We start from the raw sequence: 25,431 nt of genomic DNA, 5'->3' as shown, positions 1-25,431 counted from the left end.
CCGAGGGACACTTGCCGAGGTTTTCCACCCCTGGCCGCATCAAGCCGCCTCAGGCCAGCGCCAGGGTCAGCGGCCGGCTGCGCCCCTGCACCACGGCCGAAGGCCAGGCCGGGTCATGCGTGAGGTTGTGCAATTGGCTGCCGTCGAGCAAAAACGTGTCCTCCACCGTGCTGCCGGGCAGGCTGGGGTGGAAGGCCAGCGCCATGCCCCGCTTGAGGATGATTTCCGTGTGCGCGCCGGCCGCCACTTCGGGCGCCAGGTAGCCATGGATGCCGCCCTGCCGGCTGGTGCGCACAGTGTCGGGCTGGCCCGCATAGGCGTAGGCGCTGTCGAGCGCGTGATACACCATGCTCAGCGCATGCCCCGTTTCGCACGCGTCGAGCGCCACCGCTTCCAGCGCCAGCATGGCAGCATCGGCATCGTCCATGGCCACGGCCACGCCATCGGCGCGGCGCGGCGCCGGGCCGAAGCGCCGTTGACGGCTGAGGCTGGCGCACAGGCCGAAGCGCCGCGCGCACAGGGCCAGCACGGCTTGCGTACCCAGCATCACCTGGGCTGGCGGCGCGCGCCGGTACCGCCGCTGGCGGTCTTCGCCGCTGACCAGCACGTGCACGGCTTGCAAACCCCGCAGCGACAGCGCGCGCACGCACGCGGCAGCCAGCTCCAGCTCGCTCCAGTCGGGGCGGGCTTGGCGCAGCGCATCGGCGGCCGCGCCGGCAGCCTGCTGCCCCACCAGCCGGTAACGCTGCTGCTCCGATTCCAGCAGCACCAGCCGCTCTTCGCGCAGGGCCACCGGCAGGCTGCGTTCGTGCAAGCCCGGCCGGTCGGACAAAACAGGCAAGCCGCCAGCCGCATGCTGCACGAAATGCTCGCGCAATTCATACAGCTGCGGCTGCATCCAGGGCGACACCTGCCACGTCCATGGACCGCGCACTTCCTCTTCGCGCATGCGCATGGCTTCGGCTTCGTCCGTCAGGATGTAGGCCGCGTCGCGCGTCACCAACACTTCCGCGCAACCGCACTCGGCCGTATGGCAATGGCTGTTCGACGCGCCCGCCGTGGCCCACGCAAACCAGTCCACGCCCCGCAGGCGCACGGCGCCGGCACGCTCCTGTTCCAGCCAGCCCCGTATCTGCGCCAGCTTGTGCGCCACTTCCAGTTCCAGCGGCCAGTTCATGACCACCCCTCGTGCGGCGTCCGGCGCGGCACCGCCCCGCCTGCCCTGCCTGGCGCCAGGCGGGCGTCCTGTTGTTCATGCATAGCTGCTCCCTTCCTACATGGAAACGTAAGACCAGCACGCGCATAAAAAGTTCGGCGCCCGGACTGGTCTCCGGCTTGCAGTCTATGACTTCCCTCTATTTTTGCAAGCGCCTATTTCGCCAGTTCGATCAGCACGGCCGTGTACATCTGCAAGTTCAGCAGCAACTGTTTTTCCGTGATGAACTCGTGCTCGGAATGCCCTGTGTAGACAGTGTGCGGCATGGCCGGGCCGAAGCTGACGGCGTTCGGGAACAGGCGCGAATTGGTGCCGCCGCCGATGGCGACCGGTTGCGGATGCGCCATGCCCGTGTAGTGCTCGAAGACGGACAGCAAAGTGGGAATCTGCGGCGCGTTCGTCTGCAGCCACGGCTCGCCGATCTGCACCTGCAGCGCAGCCGGCACCAGGCGCCGCGCCTTCCAGCCATCGAAGGCGGCCGTCACCTGCTGCTGCAGCACGGCCGCCGTCTTGCCTTGCGGACGGCGCAAGTTGATATTCAGTTCCAGCTCGCCGCCTTGCTGCTTGAGCACGGTAGGCGCCACCGTCATCGGCCCCATGAAACCGTCGCGGTAGGCGATCTGGCCGAAGCGTTCGCCGTAAATGCCGGTACCCACCAGTTCATTCAGGAACGACAGCATGTCGGCCGCCTGCGTGCCCTGCCACGGCTGCACGGCCAGGGCGTCGGCCAGCATGCTGATAGCGTTGACGCCGTCTTCCGGCTTTGACGAGTGGGCCGACACGCCCAGCGCCGTCACCGTCAAGGTGCCGCCCTCGCGCGCGTAGCTGTAGCGCATGCCCTTCTGCTGCTGCGCGCGGGCGCGGATGGCCGCGTCCAGCGCGGCCGGCGCGCGTTCGATCACGGCGGTGGCGTCTTCCGGAATCTGGCTGCCGAAAAAGCCGCCCGTCAGGCTCTTCAGCACGGGGGCGCCGTCGGCCGGCATGGCCGTGCGCGGCGGCAAGGTCAGCTTGATGGAGCCGTAGCCCTTCTCGGCCGTCACCACCGGATATTCCGCATCGATGGTGATGTTCACTTGCGGCGGCGTGTGGGTCTTGAGGAACTGTTTCAGCGGTTCCCAGTCCGACTCCTCGGCCATGTACACGTACAGCTCGATGCGCTTGCTCAGCGGCACTTGCTTGTCCTGGATGGCTTTCATCGCGTACAGGGCCGTGGCGATGGGGCCCTTGTCGTCTTCCGTGCCCCGTCCCAGCAGTTTGCCCGGTTCGCTGGTACGGTCCAGCTCGAACGGCGAACGGGCCCATGTGGCGGGATTGACGGGCTGCACGTCGCCGTGCGTGATCACGCCCACCCGCTCGCTGCCCTTGCCCATGCCGATGATCACCACGTAGCCATGATCGTGGAAATCGAAACCGAGGCGCTGCGCCTCGGCCGCCAGGTAGCGTTTAAAACCCGTGTGCTGGGGATTGTCGGCAAACGGCACGGCCGGGTCGGCCACCGTGTTGAAACTGACCATCTTTGCCAGGCTGGCGATCAGCGGTTCGGGATAGGTGGCCAGCGCGTAGCGGGCCGTCTCCTGCGCCTGCGGGCTGACGGGGGCGGCGTGAACGGAGGGCTGCAGCAGCAGGCCAAGCAGGGACAACAGCAGGGGTTTCTTGAACATGGCGGGGCGCGTGAAGTGGGGAGGCCCACTCTAGCATCGCCCACGCCAATTTCCAATCGACACGAGTTTTTTACCGATCAGTACGCAAATTCCCGATTCGCATTATCATGTGCACAGCCTGTCTTCCCCGCCACGCCGTCATGGGTGACCCTGCCAGCGTCAGGGGATAGACAAATCGTCCATTGTGATTTTCCACCACGTCCCGATATCGCTACCATGATTCCATTTTCCATACTCGACCTCGCGCCCATCGCCGAAGGCAGCAACGCCAGCCAGTCGTTCAAGAACACGCTGGACCTGGCGCAGCACGGCGAACGCTGGGGCTACAACCGCTACTGGCTGGCCGAACACCACGGCATGCCCGGCATCGCCAGCGCCGCCACGGCCGTCGTCATCGCCCATGTGGCGGCCGGCACCAAGACCATCCGCGTGGGCGCGGGCGGCGTGATGCTGCCGAACCACTCGCCGCTCGTCATCGCGGAACAGTTCGGCACGCTGGAAGCGCTGCACCCGGGCCGCATCGACCTGGGCCTGGGCCGCGCGCCCGGCTCCGACCAGACGACGGCGCGCGCCCTGCGCCGCGACCTGCAGTCCGACGCAGAACAGTTTCCGCAGGACGTGCTGGAATTGATCGACTATATGTCCGACGAGCCGCGCCAGCGCGTGCTGGCCGTGCCCGGCAAGGGCGCGAAAGTGCCTGTATGGATACTCGGGTCGAGCCTGTTCGGCGCCCAGCTGGCCGCCCACCTGGGCTTGCCGTATGCGTTCGCCTCGCACTTCGCGCCGCAGATGATGATGCAAGCCGTGGCCTATTACCGCGAACACTTCAAGCCGTCGAAGCAATTGGCAAAACCGTACGTGATGCTGGGCTTTAACGTCTTCGCCGCCGACACGGATGCCGAGGCGCACTTGCGCGCCACGTCGATGCAACAGGCATTCGTCAACCTGCGCACGGGCCGCCCGTCACGCTTGCAGCCGCCCGTGCCCGGTTACCTGGAACAGCTGGGCCCGCAGGAACGCGCCATGCTCGATGCCGTCCTGTCCTGCACGGCCATCGGCGCGCCGGACACCGTCAAGGCCAAGATGGCCGCTTTCATCGCCGAAACGGGTGCCGACGAACTGATGATCACTTCGCAGATCTTCGAGCACCAGCACCGCCTACGCTCGTATGAAATCACGGCGCAAGTGCGTGCGGAGCTGGCGCGCGCGCAGTAACTTCACTGTCTTCCTCGGTATTTCCCCAAATACCCTTTTCCCGGCCGTCGGCAACGATCGCCGGGATTTTTTTGCTCGCGTCCAGTCACAAAATCGGCCGCGCCCGGCAAGAAATGCGCAGCCCCGCTATCATGCTCATCCAAAAGCATCATTCCAAGAAAGTTGTACCGCATGAAATCCGCACCCTCGTCCGTCGATGCCAGCACCCTGCTGAGCTCCACCCGCATCCTGTTGTTCGCCCTGTCCGCCGGCGTGCTCGTCGCCAGTCTGTACTATGTGCAGCCGCTCACGTCCATGCTGGCCGCCTCGTTTGGCGTAAGCGTGCCGCAAGCGGGCTACCTGGTCACGGCCACGCAGATCGGCTATGTGCTGGGCATCGTGTTTTTGGTCCCCCTCAGTGACGTACTGAACCGCCGCCAGTTGCTGACGTGGATGCTGATTGCCAAGATCGGTGCCCTGTTGCTGGCCGCCACCAGCCAGAATATTATCGTCTTTGCCGTCGCCAGCGTCTTGATGGGGATCACGGCCAGCGCCTTGATGGTGGTCACGGCCATGGTGGCTTCGTATGCGCCCGACCACAGCCGGGGCCGCATGGTGGGCACCGTCATGACGGGTTTATTATTGGGCATCTTGCTGGCGCGTACCGTCTCCGGCACCGTGTCGCAGATCAGCGGCGGCTGGCGCACCGTCTACGTGCTGGCCGCCATCGTCGTGGCCGCCCTGCTCGTCATGCTGCGCCGCATCCTGCCGAACGAAGCGCCGCGCGGCAAGCTGCAGTACGGCAAGCTGATGGCTTCCCTGGCCGACATCATCCGCCAGGAACCCTTGCTGCGCCAGCGCGCCCTGTTCTCGGGCCTGGGCCTGGGCACCTTCAGCGTGTTCTGGACGGGCCTGACCTTCTTGCTCAGCGGCGCGCCATACCACTATTCGGAAATGCAGATCGGCCTGTTCGGCCTGGCCGGCGCCACGGGCGCCTTTGCCGCGAATACGGCGGGCCGCATGGCCGACCGCGGCTATGCGCGCCAGGCCACGTGGCTGCTGGCCGTCGCCTCGATCGCGGGCTGGGCCCTGATCGGCTTCGGCGCCCATTCGCTGGCGCTGCTGTTGATCGGCATCGTGCTGCTGGACATGGGCGTGATGGGTTTGCAAGTGACGCACCAGTCCATCATCTATAAACTGGCTCCGCATGCGCGGGCGCGGGTCACCACTGTCTTCATCGCGGGCGGCTTCATCGGCGCCTCGGCTGGCTCCGCGCTGGCCAGCGCCAGCTTTGCCGCCGGCGGCTGGCCAGCCCTGTGCACGGTCGGCGGCGCCATGCCGCTGTTGCTGCTGATCGTGTGGAGCAAGTACCGGCATACGCAGCGCAGGCTGGAACGGGCGGCTTGATCCGGCGCTGCCGGGCCAACAATGTTGTCGGGTTACGCGCTGGCGCGCTAACCCGACCTACGCACTTGCTCCAAGCGAACAGGCGTAGGTCGGATTAGCGGGGCCGCCGAGGTGCGGCGAGGCCGCGCGTAATCCGACAACGTTGTTTGCACAGACCACGTCTTATTTCGCGGCCGGCCCGCGCGCCTTGCCAAACGCATCGCCCGCCTTCCAGGCCGGCATTCTGGCCGCATTCGCCACGGCTTGCCCCAGGTTCAAGGTGAATTGCGCCTGCTGCGTCATGCCGGACAGATCCCAGCTGGCGTCGTACTCATCGGTCACCTGATGGTAGCGGGGGCCGTAGGCGGCCGCCTTGGCTTTCGACGCTGCCACGTCCTTGATGTACTCGCGTCCGCCATTGATGGAAAACGCGGGCACGCCCGCCTTGGCAAAGCTGAAATGGTCGCTGCGGAAATAGCCGCCGGCCAGGTCGGGACGCACGGCAGCAATGTGCATGCCCATGGCTTTGGCGGTTGCCGCCGCCATCGCCCCCAGCTCCGTGCGCTCGCTGCCCTGCGCGCCGATGTCATGCGTGGCGCCCACGAAGTTCAGGCTGTCGAGATTCAGCGCGGCGGCCGTCTTGTCCAGCGGCCACAGCGGGTCGGCCGCGTAGGCGCCGCTGCCCAGCAAGCCCTGCTCCTCGGCCGCCACCCACAGGAAGATCTGCGTGCGCTTCGCCGGTTTCTTGACGGCTTCCTGCGCCATGGCCAGCAAGCCGGCAATGCCGGAAGCGTTGTCGACGGCGCCGTTGTAGATGGTGTCGCCCGCTTTTTCGTCATCCTTACCCTGCTTGCCCAGATGATCCCAGTGGCCGCTGTAGATGACGGCTTCATCTTTCAATGCCGGGTCGGTGCCCGGCACCATGCCGGCGATATTAAATTGCTCCACCTTGCGCACGATGGACTTCATCTCGCCCGACAGCTTGGCGTTCAAGGCGACGGCCTGGAAATCCTTGTTTTCCGCTTTGACGCGCAAGGCGTCCAGATCTTGCCCGCCCGCAGCAAACAAGCGGCGCGCCGCATCTTCCGCGATCCAGCCTTGCAGAGGCGTGCCGGCCGTGCGGTCCGCCAACTGGAAGCGTTCGCTGCCGCTCCAGCTGTTCTGCACGACGCTCCAGTCGTACGAGGCCGACGGTTTCGTGTGGATCAGCAAGACGCCCGCGGCGCCCTGGCGCCTGGCTTCCTCGAATTTATACGTCCAGCGGCCGTAATAGGTCAGCGCCTTGCCGGCAAAGCGGTTCGGATCAAGCGCGGTCGGCTGCGGGTCGTTGACCATCATGACGACGATCTTGTTTTTGACATCGGCGCCCTTGAAATCGTTCCAGTCCTCTTCCGGCGCCGTGATGCCGTAGCCGACGAAGACGAGCGGCGCGTCGAACGTGTGCGTGGCAACGGAGTCGCCCGTGGCCCAGACCCAGTCGGGGCCGAACGCCAGCGGCACTGCCTTGCCGCCGGCCACGGCCTGCAGGCTGCTCTCGGCCGGCAGCGACTTCACGCCGGCGATCTGCACGCTCTGGCGGTAGCTGTTGCCGCGCACGGGTTGCAGGCCCGCCATCTGCGCCTGGGTTTCCAGGTACGCCACCGTCAGGTCGGCGCCGCGCTGGCCCGTGCCCCGGCCTTCGAGCAAATCGTTGGACAGGAAGGCCAGGTGGGCGCGCAAGGGCGCTTCCTGCACCACGGGCAAACCGGTAGCGGCCTGGGCGGAAAACGTCAGCGCAGTCAAGGCCAGGGAAGAAAACAGCTTCTGCATAAGATCCTTTGGATAAGAGGAGGCATTCAGTCCGGCGGATAGCCGGGCCGGCGATTGTATGCCATGGGGAAGGCGCGGCAAAATGCGGACGAAAAAAATCCCCGCAGCAAGGCGGGGATGTCATGGCCGAGTAAATTACACGAGCAAGGCGGCCGCCAGCGATTCGATCTCTTCGGCCGATTCCTCGAGTATCGTGTGTAGGGTGCTGCCGCCGATGCCGAAGTCGATCTTCGCCGCCGCCTGGCGCCGCGCGGCGCTTTCCGGCGGGTGCAGGGGCGAGCCGACGGGCGACAGATCGTTGGCCAGCACCAGGGTCGCGCCCAGGGTGCGGGGCGGAAACGTGCTGCCGCCGTGCCACATGCCTTCCACGGCCTGCAAGACCATGTCCGGCACTTGCAGCTGGCGCAGCACGCCGCGGCCGATCAGCTTTTCGCCGTATTCGATCCAGTCTTCGGTATTGTCGTCGAGCAGGCCCGGATATTCCTCGGCGCGCGACAGCAGATAAAAGCCGCCCACCTCGTGCACGATGGCGGCGAACATGGCCGTTTCCACGTCCACGTGCGTGACTTTCCGGGCGATAACCTGGCTCAGCGCGGCCACGTGGGCCGTATGTTCCCACAGCCTGGCCGCCTTGGCGCGCAATTGCGGGTCCGTGATCTGGCTGCCCAGCTGGCGCACGATGACGGACGCCACCATCGATTTCAAGGTGGCAAAGCCCAGGCGCGAAACGGCTGCGCGCACATTGGCGATTTCATTGCCGGAACGGTTGTAGGCGGCCGAGTTGGCCAATGCCACGACCCGCGCCGACAGCAGCGGCTCGGCCATGACCATGCGGGCGGCCGCTTCGATATGGCAATCGGGGTCGTCCAGCGCTTCCTGCAGCTTCAAGGTGGCCTTGACGTTGGCGGGGAACGTCAGCTCGCCCTTGCTCGCTTGCAACGCGATAATCTTGAATACTTCCAGTCTGTCCATGGGTCAATCTCCGGTACGGGCCTATTAGGCTCTGCTGTGTGGGTGGGCCGGGAACGCGCATGTATCCCCGGCCTGGCTCCCGTTTCCGGCAATATTACAGCAAGTTTATACGCAACCCTATTACTTTCCGGAAACTTTCCCTGCCACGCCTTCGACAAAATAATCCATCTTCGTCAGCGCCGCATCGTCGAGCACGCCTTTGTCCAGGCGCACCTTGCCATCGTTATCCTTGATCGGCGCGCTGAAAGGATTGAGCTTACCAGCAACCAAGTCTTTCTCGCGCGCCAATATAAACTGTTTCACGTCGGCGGGCACGGCCGCATTGATGCCTTCCAGCTTGACCATGCCATCCTTGATGCCGCCCCAGGTGCTGCTGGACTTCCACGTGCCGTCCAGCACGGCCTGCGCCTGCTTCGTGTAGTAGTCGCCCCAGTGGTGGGTGACGGCGGCCAGCTGCGCCTTCGGCCCGTACTTTTTCATGTCCGAGTGGTAGGCGATCGCATACTTGCCCTTCTCTTCCGCCGCCTGCACCACGGCGGTCGAGTCCGTGTGGTGGGTGACCACGTCGGCGCCCTGGCCGATCAGGGTGATGGCCGCGTCGCGTTCCTTGCCCGGATCGAACCAGCTATTGACCCACACCACTTTCACTTCCGCCTTCGGGTCGACGCTGCGCATGCCGCGCGTGAAGGCGTTCACTCCCTGCAACACTTCCGGGATGGGGAATGCCGCCACATAACCGGCCACGTGGGTCTTGCTCATCTTGCCCGCCAATACGCCGGCCAGGTAGCGGCCTTCGTAGAAACGGGCATTCGTGTTGGCCACGTTGACGGCCGTCTTGTAGCCAGTCAGATGGATGAACTTCACATTAGGAAATTGTTTCGCCACTTTCAAGGTGGGATTCATGTAGCCGAACGAAGTCGTGATGACCAGCTTGCTGCCCGTTTGCGCCAGGTCGCGGATCACCCGTTCCGCATCGGCGCTCTCCGGCACGTTTTCCACAAACCTGGTGCTGATCTTGTTGCCCAGCGCCTTTTCCATTTCCTTGCGCGCCTGGTCGTGCTGGGTGGTCCAGCCCGCGTCGCCGATGGGGCTGATATACACGAAGCCGACGTTCAGCGGAACGGTGGCCGGTGCGGCAGCCATGACGGGCATCAAAACAACACTGCAAACGGCAGCGCATACTAGTTTCTTGGACATGGTTTTCCTTGTGGTGAGTGATTAATTTCCGGGATTGAAATTTTTCCCCAGCGAAGCGGGCATGTTGAGCTTGATGTAATTGGCATTGCTGGAAATGAGCACGAGCACGACGATGGCCGCCAGATACGGCAGCATCGACAGCAGCTGCGAAGCGACGGGCACGCCCAGCGCCTGCGCATGGAACGTCAATATCGTGATGCCGCCGAACAGGTAGGCGCCGCCCACCACGCGCGCCGGGCGCCAGGTGGCAAACGTGGTCAGCGCCAGCGCGATCCAGCCCCGTCCCGCCACCATGCCCTCGACCCACAGCGGCGTGTACACGAGCGACAAAAACGCGCCGGCCAGGCCGCAGCAGGCGCCGCCGAACAGCACGGCCGCCAGGCGGATGCGCCGCACGGGATAGCCGAGCGCATGCGCGGACGCGGGCGACTCGCCCACGGCGCGCAGCACCAATCCTGCCCGCGTGCGGTACAGAAACCAGGCGATGGCCACGCACAGCAGGAGCGACAGATACACCATCGGATGCTGGCGGAACAGGGCCGGCCCCAGCACGGGAATGTCTTCAAATAAAGGGATGCCGAAGCGGCCGTTCTGCAAGCTGTTGCCCACGTACTTCAGGCCGATGTACGTGGACGCGCCCGCGCCGAACAGAGATAAAGCCAGGCCCGTCGCGTACTGGTTCGTGCCCAGCCACACGGTCAGCCAGGCAAAGAAACCGGACAGCACCATGCTGGCGCCCGCCCCCGCCAGAAAGCCCAGGGTGGGGCTGCCCGTGTTGACGGCCACGGCAAAGCCCGTGATGGCCGACACCAGCATCATGCCTTCCGCGCCCAGGTTCACCACGCCCGCCTTTTCATTCACCAATAAACCGAGCGCGGCCAGCATCAGCGGCGTGCCCGCGTTGATGCTGGCGGCAATCAAGGGCGCTATCGTCAGGGCCAGGTTATCCATGTTTCCTCCAGCGCAGTTTGTATTGGATCAGCACGTCGCAAGCGAGCAAGGCGAACAGCAAGATGCCCTGGAACACGCCCGTAATCGCGCTGGGCAAACCGAGGCGCGACTGCGCCAGTTCGCCGCCGATATAGAACAGGGCCATGACGAAGCTGGAAAAAATCACGCCCACGGGATGCAGCCGCCCCACGAAGGCGACGATGATGGCGGCAAAGCCGTAGCCGGGCGACACGGTGGGCGTGAGCTGCCCCATCGGTCCCAGCACTTCGCAGGCACCCGCCAGGCCGGACAGGGCGCCGCAGATCAGCAGGGACGACCATAAGGTCTTGCGCGAGGAAAAGCCCGCATACCGAGCGGCGGCCGGTGCCATGCCGCCCACGCGCAGGCGGAAACCGGCAATGCTGCGCGACAGATACAGCCAGCCGCCCAGCGAGGCCAGCAAGGCAAACACGATTCCCACGTGCAAGCGCGTGTCGCTGATCACCATCGGCAACAGCAAGCCGTCGGACAGCAGTTTCGACTGGGGAAAATTGAACCCTTCCGGGTCGCGCAGCACGCCATACACGAGATAGCTGAGCAGCAATTGCGCGATGTAGACCAGCATCAGCGAGACGAGGATTTCGCTGGCGTTGTAGCGGTCGCGCAGCCAGGCCACCAGGCCCGCCCACGCCATGCCGCCCGCCATGCCGGCCAGCAGGGAAATGCCGATGATGGCCGCGCCCCCCACGCCATCATCGAGGTACAGGGCCGCCGCGCCGCCGCAGATGGCGCCCAGGGTCAGCTGCCCTTCCGCGCCGATGTTATAGATGTTGGCGCGAAAGCAGATGGCCAGGCCGACGGCGATCAGCAGCAAAGGCGCCACCTTGATACCCAGCTCGGACCAGCCATGCGCGTCGCGCAAGGGTTCGACGAAGAAGACGGCCAGGCCCGCCAAGGGATCATGTCCCAGCGCGATAAACAGCAGCGCGCCGCACAGCACGGTCAACAGCACGGCCAGCACGGGCGACAGCCACGACATCAGGCGCGACGGTGCAGGACGGGCTTCCAGGCGCAAGGCAAACTTAGCCATGGGCAGCCTCCTGCGGCCACAGCCCGCTCATCCATTGCCCAACGAGATCCACGCTGGCTTCGCCCACGTCCAGCGACGGTGAAATCTTTCCTTTTGCCATCACCAGCAGGCGGTCGCTGATTTCGAACAACTCATCGAGTTCCTCCGACACGATGAGCAAGGCACAGCCAGCGTCGCGCAGCGCCAGCAGTTCGGCGCGGATTTGCGCGGCCGCGCCCACGTCCACGCCCCAGGTCGGCTGCGCCACCACCAGCACCGTGGGTTCGCGCATGACTTCGCGCCCGACTATGTATTTCTGCAAGTTGCCTCCAGACAAGCTGCGCGCCAGCGCCTGCGGCCCGCCCGCCTTCACCTGGAAGCGGGCAATGATGGCGGCCGCCCGCTGCGCGATCGCGCCACGGCGCAGGAAACCGTGGCGGATGGTGGCGGGGGTCTGCAAGCTCAACAACACGTTGTCGGCCAGCCCCATGTCGGGCACGGCGCCGCGTCCCAGCCTTTCCTCCGGCACGAAGCCAAAACCGAGGGCGCGCCGGCGGCCCGGCGGCAGGCGGCCGGCAGGCGTGCCGTTGAGCACGATGCTGGCGGGGGCCGCGCGCATGTCCTCGCCCGACAGGGCGGCCAGCAATTCCTGCTGGCCATTGCCGGACACGCCAGCGATGCCGACGATCTCGCCCGCCCGCACGTCGAAATGGATATCGATCAATTGCGTGGCGAACGGATGGCTCTTCGGCAAATCCAGATTGCGCACGCTCAACATGGCGGCGCCGGGCGTGCGCGCCACGCGCGTGACGGCGGGTGGCTCCGCGCCGATCATCATGCGCGACAGGCTGGCCGCCGACTCTTGCGAGGGGTCGCACACGCCCGCGTTCTTGCCGGCGCGCACCACGGTGCACGTATGGCACAGGGCGCGGATCTCGTCGAGCTTGTGGCTGATGTACAGGATGCTGCAACCTTCGGCCGCCAGCAGGCGCAGGGTAGCGAACAGCTTTTCCACGGCGCCCGGCGTCAGCACGGACGTCGGCTCATCGAGGATCAGCAGTTGCGGCTTGGCCAGCAAGGCACGCACGATTTCCACGCGCTGGCATTCGCCGACGGAAAGCGTGTGCACGTGGCGCTGCGGTTCCAGGTCCAGGCCGTACTGGCGCGCTGTGTCTTCGATGCGCTGGGCCAGCTCCGCCATGTTGGTGCCGGCGGGCAAGCCGAGGGCGATGTTTTCCGTGACCGTCAAGGTATCGAACAACGAAAAGTGCTGGAACACCATGGCGATGCCCAGCGCGCGCGCGGCCGACGGATTGGCGATGTCCACCTCGCGGCCATTCCACACGATGCGGCCGCGATCGGGCTGCACGGCGCCGTAGATGATTTTCATCAAGGTCGATTTGCCGGCGCCGTTTTCGCCGAGCACGGCGTGAATTTGTCCGGGCGCAACGGTGAGGTCGATGCCGTCATTGGCCACCACGGCCGGATAGCGCTTGCTGATGTCGTGTAATTCCAGGCGTGCCGTCATTGTTTTTTTCGTGCCTCGCTGCGGGGTCGCCGGCATCATCGCCGGTGGAAAAATTCAAGCTCTTGTCTCTATCGTATCGGCATCCGCGGCGCTTGGGGGATGACGCGGCGGCGCGCATTTCCATTTCCACAAAAAAACAACACCTGTATACAATTTTGAAAAAAATTATCAGCTTTACAGCGGCCGCCTTGCCCCGCAAGGCTGAGAAGGTGCGATGATTATATGCAAGAACTGATAGTAAGTATGCAGATAAGACATATCGCCCGACGCGGCGCTTCTCGCATCATGGATTGAACGGCGCGCAATATGCCCCATCGCAGCGCTTCATGCGGGCTACGCCCCCTGCTATTTCATTTCCCGTTTTCCAACACCGCCATCAGGAGCCGAAAGTGCCAAAAACCATACCGTGTCTGTTGCTCTGCCTTACTACCACCTTGGGCATGGGCGCGACCGCCCAGGCTGCCGAATGGAGCGATACCGCGCTGAGCTGGCGCGCCGGCAATGACTACCGCGAGCCGTTCAACCCGGACGACATCAAGAAAAACATCTTTGCCATCACGCACGCCAGCGGCTACAAATACGGCAGCAACTTCGTCAACCTGGACTTCCTGATGTCCGACAGCAAGGACCCCGGCGCGCTCGGTAAAACGTCCGGCGCACAAGAGGCGTACCTGGTGTACCGCAACACCATCGACATCGGCAAGGTGCGCGGCAGCGACATCAAGTTCGGCCCCGTGCGCGGCGTCGGCGTCACCCTGGGCTTCGACGTCAACACGAAAAATGACGTCGGCTACAACTCGCGCAAGCGCATGCTGGTGGCCGGCCCGACCCTGATGTGGGATGTGCCCGGCTTCTTCAACACCAGCCTGCTATTGCTGCGCGAAAGCAACGCCCCCAGCGGCGCCTTCCCGCCCATCTCGCAAGTGACGGGCCGCTACACGTATAAAACGCACGCCATGCTGACGGGCGCCTGGGCCATCCCCTTGTCGCCGCTGTTCTCGTTCGAAGGTTTCTTCAACCTCATCGATTCGAAAGGCAAGGATGAAGTGGGGCGCGACACGGCCGTGGAAACAAATATCGACATGCAAGTGATGTACGACGTGGGCGCGGCCCTGGGCAGCGCCAAGAACACCTTCCGCGTGGGCCTCGAATACCAGTACTGGAAGAACAAGTTCGGCAACTCGCCCGCCACCACGGGCAACGTGGGCCAGACGGCGAAGACGCCGATGATACGCGCGGAATACCATTTCTAAGAATCATTGTCACGTATCAACACCCACCGTCGCGCCTGATGCCAGCATGAAGCTTTCCTGCTGGCGGAGAGCGCGACCGTGGAACAACTGCTGCCGTATTATGAGCGTGAGCTGGGCCTGTTCCGCCAGTACACGCGCGAGTTTTCCAGCCGCTATCCGAAAGCGGCCGGGCGCCTGCTGATCGCCGGAGACACCTGTGAAGACCCGCACGTCGAGCGCCTGATCCAGTCCGTCGCCCTGCTCACGGCCAGGGTCGCCAAGCGCCTCGACGACGCCTATCCGCAATTCACCCATTCCCTGCTGGAAACTTTGTACCCGCACTATCTGCGGCCCTTTCCCTCATGCTCCATCGTGCGCATCGCGGCAGACGAAGCGCCGGGCGGCGGCCAGCTGGCCCAGGTGGCGCATGTGGCGCGCGGCACCGTGCTGCGCTCGCAGCCGGTGCAGGGCGTGGCCTGCAAATTCACCAGCGCGTATGACGTGACCCTGGCGCCGCTGGCTATTTCTCGCCTGCATTTTTCGCCGCTCATCGACGCGCCGCCCGGCCTGCGCCTGCCCGCCGGCGCCAGCGCCTTGCTCAGCATTCAGTTCACCAGCAGCAGCGACAACTACCAACTGGACCAGGCCGGCTTGTCCAGCCTGCGCCTGTTTGCCGATGGCGAACCGTCCGTGCGCGCGGCCCTGCTCGACGCCCTGTTCCTGCGCGGCATGGGCGCGTATGTGGCGCTGGACGAACACAGTCCGTGGCTGGCCGTCGACGGCACGCCGATGGCGCCGGCCGGCTATGCCGACGACGATGCGCTGATCCCCGTTTCCGCCCGCTCGCACCCGGCCCTGCGCCTGCTGACCGAGTATTTCGCCTTCCCGGAAAAATTCCATTTCATCGATGTCGCCTGGTCCCTGCTGGCCGCCTTGCTGCCGAAACAGTGCCGCCAGTTCACCTTGCACCTGCCGCTCAAAGGCGTGCGCAGCGACAGCCACGAGGCGCGGCTCCTGTCCGGCGTCAGCCGCGACAACCTGCTGCCCGGCTGCACGCCCGTCGTCAACCTGTTTGCCAAGTCCGGCGTGCCGATCCGCCTCACGCACACGGAGCCCGACTACGCGCTGGTGGCCGATGCCACGCATGCGTTTGCCTACGACATCCACAGCATCGAGACCGTCACCCTGGTGCGCAAGGACGAGGCCGGCGAGCGTCTGAGCACCTTCTTGCCGCTGTATGCCACGCCGCAGGGTTCTCGGACTGAGCATGGCCAATACTGGCTGGCGCACCGCGACGAAGCCGTGGCGGCCGTCAGCCCCGGCCATGAAATGCGCCTGAGCCTGATCGACCCGCAGTTTTCGCCGGGCAGCGCGGCCTGCGCCACCGTTTCGACGCAGCTGCTGTGCAGCAACCGCGACTTGCCCACGCAGCTGCACTATGGCTCGCCCAGCGGCGACCTGCTGGCCGAAGACGTGCCCGACGGCATCCCCGCGCGCTTCCTGCGCAAGCCCACGCCCAGCATGCGTTTCCTGGCGGACACGCATTGGCGCCTGATTGCGCACCTGTCGCTCAATTACTCGAGCCTGACGCAGGCTGGCCTGGGCGACTTCCAGAAAATGCTGAGTCTGTACGACCTGCCCCATTCGCCCACCACGCAACGGCTGATCCAGGGCATCGTCACGCTCGAGCACGGCAGCACGCGCGCGTGGATGCCAACCGTGCCGTTTCCCACCCTGATGCCCGGCATCGCCATCCGCCTGGGCATTGACGAGCAAGCGTTTGTCGGCAGCAGCGTGTACATCTTCGCGCAGGTGCTGCAGCGCTACTTCGCCCTGAACAGCCAGCTCAACTGCTTTAGCCAACTGACGCTGCTGTCCCATCGCAGCGGCGAGGAAATCCTACGATGCCCAGAACGCAGCGCCGACGCCACGCCAGCGTGATCCAGCAATTGCTCGACGCGCCGCAGCGCTTCGAGTGCTTCCAGGTGCTGCGCCTGCTGCTGGCCTGGCTGGCCGAACACGGCATCGATGAACACGCGGCGCTGGCGAAGGTCATGCGCTTCGACAATAGCGTCTCGCTGCGCTTTCCAGCCAGCCAGGTCGAGACGCTCACGACAAACGGCATCGCCGACGCCGATGCCTTGCTGCAGGCGCTGCTGTCGGGTCATGTACACCATATCCACATCACGCCCACCTTCATGGGCCTGCTGGGTTGCCAGGGCAGCTTGCCCAGCCACTACTCGGAGCGCATTGCCGCGCACCAGTACAGCGAACGAGAGAATAGCCCGCGCGCTTTTCTCGACCTGTTTTCCAGCCGCGCCGTCGTCCTGTTTTACCAGGCCTGGCAAAAATACCGCATCGAGCAAGCCGGCCACAGCGGGGACTTCCTGACGCGCCTGCTGGCCCTGGCCGCATGCCGCCCGAGCCAGGACGAGGCCGCCGCCGGCCTGTACAGCGGCTTGCTCCAGCAGCGCAACATCTCGTCCGTCGTCATGGCGCGCATCCTCGCCGACCACTTTGGCGTGCCCTGCCATATCGACGAGGCGACGGGCGCCATGGACGTGCTGGCGCCGCGCGAACAAACGGCGCTGGGCATGGCAAACGCCGTGCTGGGCCAGCGCGCCACCGTCGGCGAGCGCTGCCGCCGCCCGGACCTGGCCGTGCACCTGCGCCTCGGCCCGCTCACTGCGGAACAGCACGCCGGCTTCCTGCCGCGCGCCCCGGCCAGCGCGGCGCTGCGGCACATGCTGATGCTGTTCCGTCAGCCGCTCGTGCGCTACGACATCGTGCTGGTGCTGCGCGCCAGCGATGTGCGGGGAATGGCGTTGACGGCCACCGGGCAAGCTGGCCTCGGCCGCAACAGTTTCCTCGGCGATGCAACAACGCCGCGCCACCGCGATGACATGCATTACGAAATGCAATTGATGCCCTCACTCAACGATTGAATCTTGTTGCCGCGCAAAAACGCTTGTGTTCGCTATTGCTACAGTCGGCCAACGATTCCTAACGTGAAGCGATGCACGATGAGCCAGTTCCCCGATACGACGGCGGCATGGACGGCATTAGTGGGCGACATGCAGGGCCAGCGCCTGCTGCGCCTGCACTTTCCGCATGGCGACGGCCCCGCCGGCGTCCAGTTCCTGGCCAATAGCCTCACTGCCAGCGAAAGCCTGTCGCGCAATTTTTCCTATGTGGTGGAAGTATTGTCCGACGACGCCTGCATCGCCCTCGACAAAGTGATGGGCAAGATGGTGACCATCGAACTGGTGCGCGAAGACGGCACCTTGCGCTACTTCAATGGCTATGTGTTCGAATTCCGCTTCCTGCGCACGGACGGCGGTTTTGCTTTCTATGAAATGGTGCTGGAGCCGTGGCTGTCGCACCTGCACTTGCGGCGAAACAATGTCGCCTTCCACGGCTTGACGGTGGCGGCGCTGACGGACAAGGTCTTCGATGACTACCTGATGCGCGACTACAAGCTGGCCGCCAGCGGCCTGGACCCCGCCATCACCTACACCTGCCAGCAAAACGAGAGCGACCACAACCTGCTGCACCGCCACTGGGAGCAGCTGGGCTGGCACTACCGCTACGAACACCGTGCCGACGGCCACACCTTGTGGCTGTCCGACGACAGCACCACCGGCCAGGCCATCGATGGCGAACTGAGCGAAATGCCCTTCCAGCACCAGGCCGGTTCCCTGGAAGACGATGGCGTGCATCAATGGAGCACGGTACGGCGCATGGCCCCAAGCCAGATGACGGTGGCCAGCTTCAATTTCAAGAATCCGCGCAGCGCCCGCGCCAGCCGCGACTCATTGAACCGGCAAGGCGCCGTGCCCGCCCTGGAGGTATATGAAAACACGGGCAGCTACGGTTTTAAAAACATCAATGATGGCGAGCAACTGGCCCAGCGCCGCATGGAAGAGCGCGATGCCCAGGGCCAGCTGTTCGAGGCGCAGGGCAACGACCGCACAGCGCAACCGGGACGCTGGTTCACCCTGGGCGGGCATTTCGACCGCGCAGCCAGCGAATACCTGATCCTGTCCGTGCACCACTACGCCAGCAACAACTATCAGCAGGGACACGGCGCCACCTCTCACTACAGCAACACATTCACCTGCATCGCCCGTGACATCCCCTGGCGCCCCGGCCGCAACTTCCATAGCCGCGAACCGAAGATCTACGGCGTGCAGACGGCCACCGTGGTCGGGCCGCCCGGCGAAGAAATCCACACGGATGGTTACGGACGGGTGAAGGTGCAATTCCACTGGGACCGACTCGGTACCTTCGACGACAAGAGCTCGCCCTGGATACGGGTGATATCGAACTGGGCCGGCCCGAATTTCGGCCACATCAGCCTGCCCCGGGTGGGCATGGAAGTGGCCGTCCAATTTCTCGACGGTAACGTCGCCATGCCCATCATCATCGGCTGCGTCTACAACGCGCGCAATATGCCGCCGTGGGAGCTACCGGCCAACAAGACGCAGAGCGGCATGCTGAGCCGCTCGTCAAAAAAAGGTTCCGCCGCGCACGCCAACGCCCTGCGCTTCGAAGACCGCAAGGACGCGGAAGAGCTGTGGCTGCACGCGGAAAAGGACCAGCGCATCGAAGTCGAGCATGACGAGTCGCACTGGGTCGGCAACGACCGGCGCAAAACCATTGACCGCGATGAAACCGTGCACGTCAAGCGCGACCGCACGGAGACGGTGGACCACGATGAAGACATCACCGTGCACAACAACCGCAGGGAGCGTGTGGACCACGACGAACACATCGACATCGGCGACAACCGCCGCGAACACGTGGGCGGCAACGAGCAGGTGCAGATCGACGGCCACCGCTCGGAACGGGTGACCCTGGCCAAGGATGAAACGATCGGCCTGGCCAAGGTGCTGACCATCGGCGCCGCCTACCAGACCACCGTCATCGGCGCCATGAACACCACCGTCGTGCTGGCGCAGGCCGAGCAGATCGGCCTGGCGAAAAGCGTCATCGTCGGCGCCGACAGCACACTCACGGCCGCCGATTCGCACACGATGACGGTAGGTACGTCCAGCATCACCATCACGCCGGGACGCATTGAACTGGTTGCCGATGAAATCATCATCCGCGGCAGATCGAAGGTGCAGATCCACGGCGACGACATCGACAATAATCCGGGCTGACGATGAACGACGCCGGCACCGCCCATTTCAACGTTCCCAACCTGCTGTTCGACAACCGCACGCCGCACGCGGCCAGCCAGTTCGACATGGTCGACCAGTTTGGCGCAGCCTTTCACGTGGTGGTGGCGCGCATGGGCTACACGCTCGGCCCCTGCGGCGCGGATGGCGTGGCCAGCCTGCTGCCCATGGCGCGCCAGTCGCCGCTGGCCACGGAAGACCGGCACCTGCATGACGACACGCAGGCGGGCACGGTGCAGGAGAGCGACTTCGCGCCCTACAAGCCGCGCTGCGACGTGATCGTCAATGGCGTGGCGCACGCGCCGCGCGGGCACGCGATGCCGCAATTTCTCGTCAATCTGAAGGTGCGGTCAGAAAAGAAGACCCTGATCGACAAGACCCTGCAAGTGTGCGGCGAGCGCGCCTTCCGCAAGAAAGCCATCCTGACGCGCCTGGCCCAAGGCTGCGCCCGCATTGCCACGGCGGGTTTGCTGCGGCCCAATCCGTGGTACTTGTCCACGCCTGAACCGTTCCTGCAAATACCGCTGCACTATGCCTACGCGTATGGCGGGCAATGCCGCATCGAGGCCGATGACTGCAACGCGGCGAAGCACGATACCTGCCAGGCCAATCCGCTGGGGCGCGGTTTTGCGCGGCACTGGTATCTGGATGGGAAACATATCGATGAGGTGCCCGCCCCCCGCATCACGCAGCCGTCGCTGCCGTGCACGGCCGCCCAGTTCTGGCAAGGCGCGGGCGGCGAGGAGCTGCCCGCGCCGGCGGGGCTGGCCGTTATCGGCCGTGGCTGGCTGCCGCGCCGCGCACTGGCCGGACACATCGTGGAAAAAGACACATGGGGTGCCGACGAAGTCCCCTTGTTACCGGAAGACTTCGATTTCGCGTACTGGAACAGCACGCCTCCCGACCAGCAATGTCCGTACCTGGCGGGACTGGAACAATTTACGCTGACCAACCTGTGCCGCCACGACCAAGCCCGTGCTCAAGGAACTGAAGGTGGCGGTACGGGAAGCGGCACAAGACTACAAGGATCATGGTTCGAAGAAAATGCATGGCGCCGCCGAAGACCTGGTGGACGCGGGCGGCGCCGTCCTGACAGGCAGCGCCGTATTGGGTGTCGCCGGACTGGGCGCTGCAGCAACCGGCGTTGGCCTGCCGGCAGCTGCCGCGATGGAAACAGCGGCAGCAACCGGCGCGGTTGCCGGCACGGCGACCCTTGCAACAGGCACGGCCATGGAAGCGTCGGCCACGGTGCTCGACCAGGCGGCCGACTACGTATTGACAGGCAAGACCCCTGATTTACTCCATACGGCCTCGGACATCGTCATGAATGCGGCAGGCACAGCACTGCAAGCGGCGGTGTTCAGCAAGATTCCTGGTGGAAAAATACTGAGCAAGTTTCTCGGAAAAAAAACAGCCCCGACCATCAACAAGGTCAAGAACAAGCTGGTCGGCAAGAAACCGGACAAGCCGCCCCCAAAACTCGACAAACCTCCCCCGAAAAACGGCGGCGACGACGGCAAGAGCCGTGGCAAGAAAGAACCGAAATCGGAACCGCCCTCTGACTGCTGTCCCAAGAATAGCGGCCCGGCGAAAAAACCCGTCAAGGGCCGCAAGCCCGTGCATTTCGGCACGGGCCAGGAAATCCTGTACCAGACGGATTTCGCGCTCGAGCGCAGCATCCCCATCGCCTGGACGCGCTGCTACCGCTCCGGCGCCGAATGCGAAGACTGGGGCTTGCTGGGCGCGCGCTGGTCCACGCCCTACACCACCAGCCTGTCGCTGAGCGACGCCGGCATCGTGTTGCACGACGACAGCGGCCGCGCCCTGCGCCTGCCTGGCCTGGAAGCGGGCCAGCAGCACGATAGCCGCAAGGAAGGTTTTACGCTCACGCGCGACGGCACCGACTCCTTTATCGTGCTGTGGCGCGACGGCAGCAGCGACCGCTACGCGCGCGCTGAAGGCGGCTGGCTGCCGCACGGCTACGACGGCGTCAACGCCATGCTGGCCCCGTCGGCGCCGATTGCCACGCAGCGTTTTGCGCTCGTGCGCAGCGAAGGGCGCGATGGACGCGGCATCAGCATCGACCGTTTCATGGAGGCCAAACCGGGCGAAGTACTGCTGCGCCTGCGCAGCGACGATGGCAGCGTGCTCGAAGCCATGCGCGGCGAGACAGAACTGTCCTGCAGCATCGGCCGGGTTGACGAAGTGCTGGCGGACGGCAGCCGGCTCTGCCATGTCCGCTACGCCTATGCCAGCGAAACGGACGGTAGCCAGCCGCCCTTCGCGCCCCGCTACAACCTGGTCAGCCAGTCGAATGCGCTGGGCGACACGCGCCGCTACAGCTATCGTCACCACCTGCTCACGTCGTGCAGCAGCTACACGGGTTTTACGTACGAACTGGAATGGATCAGCCTGGACGCGCTGCGCGCCCGCTGGCGCGGCTCGCCATTGAGCGAACAGGAACTGGCGCAGCGCCATCCCGTCACCGTGGCCAACAGCTACCAGGCGCGCGCCATCGCCACGCGCGCCCGGGATGGCAGCGAGCACACGCGCATCGATTACGTGGACAACGACACGAGCCGCGTCACGGAAAACGGCGGCGTCCTCGAATATACGTTCGACGCCAACTGGCTGGTCACCGAGGTGCGCCGCGTGATCGACGGCAAGGCCGCCTCGCTGGGCCGGCGCGAATGGGACCGCGACGGCATGCTGCTGGCCGATATCGACGCCAACGGCGCCGCCACGCGCTACGCCTACGATGCAGCCGGCAACCTGACCCGCAGCACCGATGCCAAGGGGCACAGCAGCAACATCGACTACGACGGCCAGAACCAGCCCGTCGCCTTCACGGATGCGCTGGGCAATACCACACGCCGCGAATACGATGCGGCAGGCCGCCCCGTCAGCATCACCGATGCGCTGGGCCACGTCACGCGCTACCGCTACGACCAGCGCGGCCAGCTGGTGGAACTGGTCGATGCCAGGGGCGGCAGCAAGCATTTTCAGTACAACCGCCAGGGCTGGCTGACCGCCTATACGGATTGCTCCGGCCACACCAGCGAATATGCCTACGATGCGCTGGGACGGCTGGAAACGACGCGCGATGCACTGGGCCATGCCACGCGCTACGAATATGACGCGCTGGGCCGCCTGATCCGCCTCACGGCGCCCGATCAAACCCGTGAACAGTACGCCTACGATGCGGACGGCAATCTGGTCTTGCACGAGGATGGTGCCGGCCAGCAGACGCGCTACCGCTACAACGGCCAGGGCTTGCCCGTGGAACGCACGGACGCCATCGGCCAGACGGTGCAGTACCGCTACGATACCGCACTGCAACTGACGGAATTGATCAACGCCAAGGGCGAAAGCTACCGGCTCGCGTATCACGCGGAAGGCTGGCTGACGTCGGAAACGGGCTTCGACGGCAAGCGCACGCAATACAGTTATGACCAGGCCGGCAACCTGAGCGCCACCGAGTGCGGCAAGCAACGCACGGAACTGCTGCGCGACGCGCTCGGTTTGTTATCCGTCAAGACCACGTCGGATGGCGTGGTGCGCTACGCCTACGATGCGCTGGGGCGGCTGACGGGCGTGTCCGCGCCGCAAGCCAAACAGCGTTTCTTCCACGATGCGCTGGGCCAGCTGACCGAAGAGCACAGCGCATATTTCCTGCAATCCCTGCCCGACGCCGGCAGGCTGCCCAACGCCCCGCGCGCGCCGGACGCCAGCTTTGTCATGACGCACGCCTATGATGAGCTGGGCAACCGCATCCAGACGGTCCTGCCGAACGGCCGCCGCATCGACACCTTGCGCTACGGTTCCGGCCACTGGCATGGCGTGCTGTGGCAAGGCCAGACCGTGGTCGATGTTGAGCGGGACAAACTGCACCGCGAAAAACAGCGCACCCTGGGCAACAGCGGCCTGCTCGCCACGCGCCTGTACGACCCGCAATCGCGGCTCACCCAGCTGACCCTGGCGCGCGGCGCCGACGCACCCGCCCCCGTGCGCGAACGCCGCTTCGAATACGATGCGCAAGGCAACCTGACAACCATTTTTCAGACAGGCGCCACCGCTGCCGGCCCGCTTGGCAAACTCAGCTATACCTACGATCCCGTCGGCCAGCTGCTGGCCGCCGTGCAGCCGGGCCTGGCGGAACGCTTCGCCTTCGACCCCGCAGGCAATCTGGTCGACAAGGCTCCCGCGCCCGGCAACGTCGTGAACAACTATGGCGATACCGAATACGCTTACGACGAGCAAGGCAACGCCACCGGCAAGCGCTTCCATCCTCCAGGCAGGGAGTCGACCTGGAGCGACCTGGAACTGCACTACGACGCCGAAAACCGCCTCAGCCACGCCAGCAGGACGGAACGCCAGTCGCGCCACCGCGCCCGCTACTTTTATGACGCCTTCAGCCGTCGCATCGCCAAGCGGGTAGAAGAAGCACGCTGGAGCAAGCAACAGGACATCAGCAAAGACCAGCCCGCCAACTGTGGCAGCAGCACCACTTTCTTCGTCTGGGATGGCGACACGCTGGCGCAGGAACTTGGACACGAAGAAACGGTCACATACCTGTACGAGCCGGACAGCTTCGTGCCGCTGGCCAGGATCGCTTCGCCAGCCTGCCGACAGGCAAGCGCCGTACACCGGCCACGCGTGGCGCAGTGGGATTTACCCGCCACCCGGCACGATGCCGAACTGCAAGCGGCGATTGCGCAAGAACAGGCGGACAGTGAAGCGCTGCATGCCTCGGCATGGCAGCATACCTTGGCGGCAGCCGACGGCGCGGCAGCGCACGACCGCATCACCTACTACCACTGCGATCACCTGGGCACGCCGCGCGAACTGACGGATGCGCAAGGGAACGTGGTCTGGAGCGGACGCTACAAGGCATGGGGACGCTTGCTGCACGTCGAGGGAGAAATCAAGCAGCCGCTGCGGTTTCAGGGGCAGTATGAGGATGGGGAAACGGGGCTGTTTTACAATCGATATAGGTACTATGACCCAGAGCCAGGACGTTACCTGACGCAAGATCCCATCAGATTACTGGGAGGATTGAATAGCTATCGATATGCCACAAATCCAACGGGTTGGGTCGACCCACTAGGACTATCAAGAAAATGCAATAAAAACACAAATTGTGATCCATGCATTGGAAAAAATCCAGCAGCTTGGGCAAGCCAATGGCAAGGACATGGTATATACAAAGGCAGAGACAACTGGAAAAACACCATCTTAAAAGCAAATACCATTATTTACGGAGGAGTTCCAGGCCAATCGGGATTTTATTTTGACGAAGATACATTAACAAAAGCATCGGGAAGCAAATCAAAACTAGGGGAATTATTGCAAGTATTACCGCATAGAAAATTTGGCTATCGTCCAGACGTACAGGCTTATAGAGTTAAAAAAGACACGTGTGTAGCAACAAGCGTTGCAATGGCTCAAGATGCTACTATATTTGGCAATGGTGGAGGCCAACAATTCTTCCTGTCTGATTTCAAAACCAAGGTTATAAAAATCGGTCCAAAAATAAAACTAAAATGACACATATAATGAAAATAAACACCTCCAACGGATCATTAAATGTCGGAAAATACATAACCTTATTTAAAGGCATGAAAAGACATGATTTGCTTTCACAGTCAAAAAAAGAAATATGGAAAGACTGGATAACAAGAGATGATCAGATCATATCTTATAAAGCAAATTTGAAAAATGAAAACAATCCAAGGGAAACTTTAATTGTAATTGTTTTTTTTGAAAAAAATGATGGGCCTATAAAATTCTGGGACTTCGGTCCAGAAAAAAATATTGAGGAAATTCAATCAAAACCAGAAGGTAAATACACGAAATTAATGAGGAAATGGTTTTTTGAAAACTTTCAACTTACTCTTCCGCAATCTGGATCATGGGGTGAGGTAGATGCATTTTATGATCCTCATAACCTTACCACATCAATTATTTGCCACTATCGATATTAGTTTGCATGGAAGACAATTAAGACGCCTTTTTAAGAACAAAATTTTCATAAAATCAAGTTCGAGATTTGAC

Annotated in this window: 17 protein-coding genes; 9 read left to right on the top strand and 8 right to left on the bottom strand. The window is 63.6% G+C overall.

Annotated features, from left to right (window positions below):
• Window positions 1-49: 49 nt before the first annotated feature.
• Window positions 50-1,177 carry a peptidase M24 gene (locus CSQ95_RS18135; RefSeq protein WP_099410614.1) on the bottom strand — a complete coding sequence of 376 codons (1,128 nt, stop codon included), beginning with the start codon at window positions 1,175-1,177 and terminating at the stop codon, window positions 50-52.
• Window positions 1,178-1,371: 194 nt separating this feature from the next.
• Window positions 1,372-2,877: a dipeptidase gene (locus CSQ95_RS18130; RefSeq protein ID WP_099410525.1), complete on the bottom strand. Its 1,506-nt coding sequence runs from the start codon at window positions 2,875-2,877 to the stop codon at window positions 1,372-1,374.
• Window positions 2,878-3,093: 216 nt separating this feature from the next.
• On the opposite strand from CSQ95_RS18130, the gene CSQ95_RS18125 reads away from it, so the two are divergent.
• Together CSQ95_RS18125 and CSQ95_RS18120 are read left to right on the top strand one after the other, a co-directional pair.
• Entirely contained in the window at window positions 3,094-4,092 is a 999-nt protein-coding gene (locus CSQ95_RS18125; RefSeq protein WP_099410524.1) for an LLM class flavin-dependent oxidoreductase, read from the top strand.
• A 171-nt stretch (window positions 4,093-4,263) separates the two neighbouring features.
• A complete protein-coding gene (locus CSQ95_RS18120; RefSeq protein WP_099410613.1) occupies window positions 4,264-5,478 on the top strand; it encodes an MFS transporter in 1,215 nt (404 codons plus the stop codon).
• Window positions 5,479-5,640: 162 nt separating this feature from the next.
• Here the strand turns inward: CSQ95_RS18120 and CSQ95_RS18115 are convergent, their stop codons facing one another.
• From CSQ95_RS18115 to CSQ95_RS18090, 6 genes are all read right to left on the bottom strand, one after another.
• Window positions 5,641-7,266: a M28 family peptidase gene (locus CSQ95_RS18115; protein WP_099410523.1), complete on the bottom strand. Its 1,626-nt coding sequence runs from the start codon at window positions 7,264-7,266 to the stop codon at window positions 5,641-5,643.
• A 135-nt stretch (window positions 7,267-7,401) separates the two neighbouring features.
• A complete protein-coding gene (locus tag CSQ95_RS18110) occupies window positions 7,402-8,238 on the bottom strand; it encodes an HDOD domain-containing protein (protein WP_070218149.1) in 837 nt (278 codons plus the stop codon).
• A gap of 120 nt (window positions 8,239-8,358) precedes the next feature.
• Window positions 8,359-9,435 carry a BMP family ABC transporter substrate-binding protein gene (locus CSQ95_RS18105; protein ID WP_099410522.1) on the bottom strand — a complete coding sequence of 359 codons (1,077 nt, stop codon included), beginning with the start codon at window positions 9,433-9,435 and terminating at the stop codon, window positions 8,359-8,361.
• 21 nt (window positions 9,436-9,456) lie between these two features.
• Window positions 9,457-10,386, bottom strand: coding sequence for an ABC transporter permease (locus tag CSQ95_RS18100; RefSeq protein ID WP_099410521.1), 930 nt, complete (start codon window positions 10,384-10,386; stop codon window positions 9,457-9,459).
• A complete protein-coding gene (locus CSQ95_RS18095; protein WP_099410520.1) occupies window positions 10,379-11,455 on the bottom strand; it encodes an ABC transporter permease in 1,077 nt (358 codons plus the stop codon). Before CSQ95_RS18095 ends, CSQ95_RS18100 begins: the two co-directional genes overlap by 8 nt.
• Window positions 11,448-12,962: an ABC transporter ATP-binding protein gene (locus CSQ95_RS18090; protein WP_099410612.1), complete on the bottom strand. Its 1,515-nt coding sequence runs from the start codon at window positions 12,960-12,962 to the stop codon at window positions 11,448-11,450. The genes CSQ95_RS18095 and CSQ95_RS18090 overlap by 8 nt, the downstream gene beginning before the upstream one ends.
• 440 nt (window positions 12,963-13,402) lie before the next feature.
• On the opposite strand from CSQ95_RS18090, the gene CSQ95_RS18085 reads away from it, so the two are divergent.
• The 7 genes from CSQ95_RS18085 (at window position 13,403) to CSQ95_RS29195 (ending at window position 25,361) form a co-directional block, all read left to right on the top strand.
• On the top strand, window positions 13,403-14,215 hold the full coding sequence (locus CSQ95_RS18085; RefSeq protein ID WP_080753567.1) for an outer envelope protein: 813 nt from the start codon (window positions 13,403-13,405) through the stop codon (window positions 14,213-14,215).
• Window positions 14,216-14,293: 78 nt separating this feature from the next.
• A complete protein-coding gene (gene tssF / locus CSQ95_RS18080) occupies window positions 14,294-16,135 on the top strand; it encodes a type VI secretion system baseplate subunit TssF (protein ID WP_099410519.1) in 1,842 nt (613 codons plus the stop codon).
• Window positions 16,099-17,139, top strand: a complete 1,041-nt coding sequence (tssG, locus tag CSQ95_RS18075) for a type VI secretion system baseplate subunit TssG (protein WP_099410518.1) — start codon at window positions 16,099-16,101, stop codon at window positions 17,137-17,139. Before tssF ends, tssG begins: the two co-directional genes overlap by 37 nt.
• 78 nt (window positions 17,140-17,217) lie before the next feature.
• Window positions 17,218-19,359, top strand: a complete 2,142-nt coding sequence (locus CSQ95_RS18070; RefSeq protein ID WP_099410517.1) for a type VI secretion system Vgr family protein — start codon at window positions 17,218-17,220, stop codon at window positions 19,357-19,359.
• 2 nt (window positions 19,360-19,361) lie between these two features.
• A complete protein-coding gene (locus tag CSQ95_RS18065) occupies window positions 19,362-20,672 on the top strand; it encodes a DUF2169 domain-containing protein (protein WP_099410516.1) in 1,311 nt (436 codons plus the stop codon).
• Window positions 20,608-24,924, top strand: a complete 4,317-nt coding sequence (locus tag CSQ95_RS18060) for an RHS repeat-associated core domain-containing protein (RefSeq protein ID WP_180279093.1) — start codon at window positions 20,608-20,610, stop codon at window positions 24,922-24,924. The genes CSQ95_RS18065 and CSQ95_RS18060 overlap by 65 nt, the downstream gene beginning before the upstream one ends.
• 8 nt (window positions 24,925-24,932) lie before the next feature.
• Window positions 24,933-25,361, top strand: a complete 429-nt coding sequence (locus CSQ95_RS29195) for a hypothetical protein (protein WP_143450002.1) — start codon at window positions 24,933-24,935, stop codon at window positions 25,359-25,361.
• The last annotated feature ends 70 nt before the right edge of the window (window positions 25,362-25,431 follow it).

The organism is Janthinobacterium sp. BJB304 (assembly GCF_002735765.1).
GTDB lineage: Bacteria > Pseudomonadota > Gammaproteobacteria > Burkholderiales > Burkholderiaceae_D > Janthinobacterium.
The sequence above is the reverse complement of the archived record's forward strand: the minus strand, read 5'-3'. Positions and strand labels throughout refer to the sequence as shown.

Coding starts and splice junctions, on each gene's coding strand:
- CSQ95_RS18090 (WP_099410612.1), bottom strand. CDS start 12,962: ATGACGGCACGCCTGGAATTACACGACATCAGCAAGCGCTATCCGGCC.
- CSQ95_RS18105 (WP_099410522.1), bottom strand. CDS start 9,435: ATGTCCAAGAAACTAGTATGCGCTGCCGTTTGCAGTGTTGTTTTGATG.
- CSQ95_RS18135 (WP_099410614.1), bottom strand. CDS start 1,177: ATGAACTGGCCGCTGGAACTGGAAGTGGCGCACAAGCTGGCGCAGATA.
- CSQ95_RS18100 (WP_099410521.1), bottom strand. CDS start 10,386: ATGGATAACCTGGCCCTGACGATAGCGCCCTTGATTGCCGCCAGCATC.
- CSQ95_RS18130 (WP_099410525.1), bottom strand. CDS start 2,877: ATGTTCAAGAAACCCCTGCTGTTGTCCCTGCTTGGCCTGCTGCTGCAG.
- CSQ95_RS18070 (WP_099410517.1), top strand. CDS start 17,218: ATGAGCCAGTTCCCCGATACGACGGCGGCATGGACGGCATTAGTGGGC.
- CSQ95_RS18110 (WP_070218149.1), bottom strand. CDS start 8,238: ATGGACAGACTGGAAGTATTCAAGATTATCGCGTTGCAAGCGAGCAAG.
- CSQ95_RS29195 (WP_143450002.1), top strand. CDS start 24,933: ATGAAAATAAACACCTCCAACGGATCATTAAATGTCGGAAAATACATA.
- CSQ95_RS18085 (WP_080753567.1), top strand. CDS start 13,403: ATGGGCGCGACCGCCCAGGCTGCCGAATGGAGCGATACCGCGCTGAGC.
- CSQ95_RS18125 (WP_099410524.1), top strand. CDS start 3,094: ATGATTCCATTTTCCATACTCGACCTCGCGCCCATCGCCGAAGGCAGC.
- tssG (WP_099410518.1), top strand. CDS start 16,099: ATGCCCAGAACGCAGCGCCGACGCCACGCCAGCGTGATCCAGCAATTG.
- CSQ95_RS18065 (WP_099410516.1), top strand. CDS start 19,362: ATGAACGACGCCGGCACCGCCCATTTCAACGTTCCCAACCTGCTGTTC.
- CSQ95_RS18095 (WP_099410520.1), bottom strand. CDS start 11,455: ATGGCTAAGTTTGCCTTGCGCCTGGAAGCCCGTCCTGCACCGTCGCGC.
- CSQ95_RS18120 (WP_099410613.1), top strand. CDS start 4,264: ATGAAATCCGCACCCTCGTCCGTCGATGCCAGCACCCTGCTGAGCTCC.
- CSQ95_RS18060 (WP_180279093.1), top strand. CDS start 20,608: ATGGAAGCGTCGGCCACGGTGCTCGACCAGGCGGCCGACTACGTATTG.
- CSQ95_RS18115 (WP_099410523.1), bottom strand. CDS start 7,266: ATGCAGAAGCTGTTTTCTTCCCTGGCCTTGACTGCGCTGACGTTTTCC.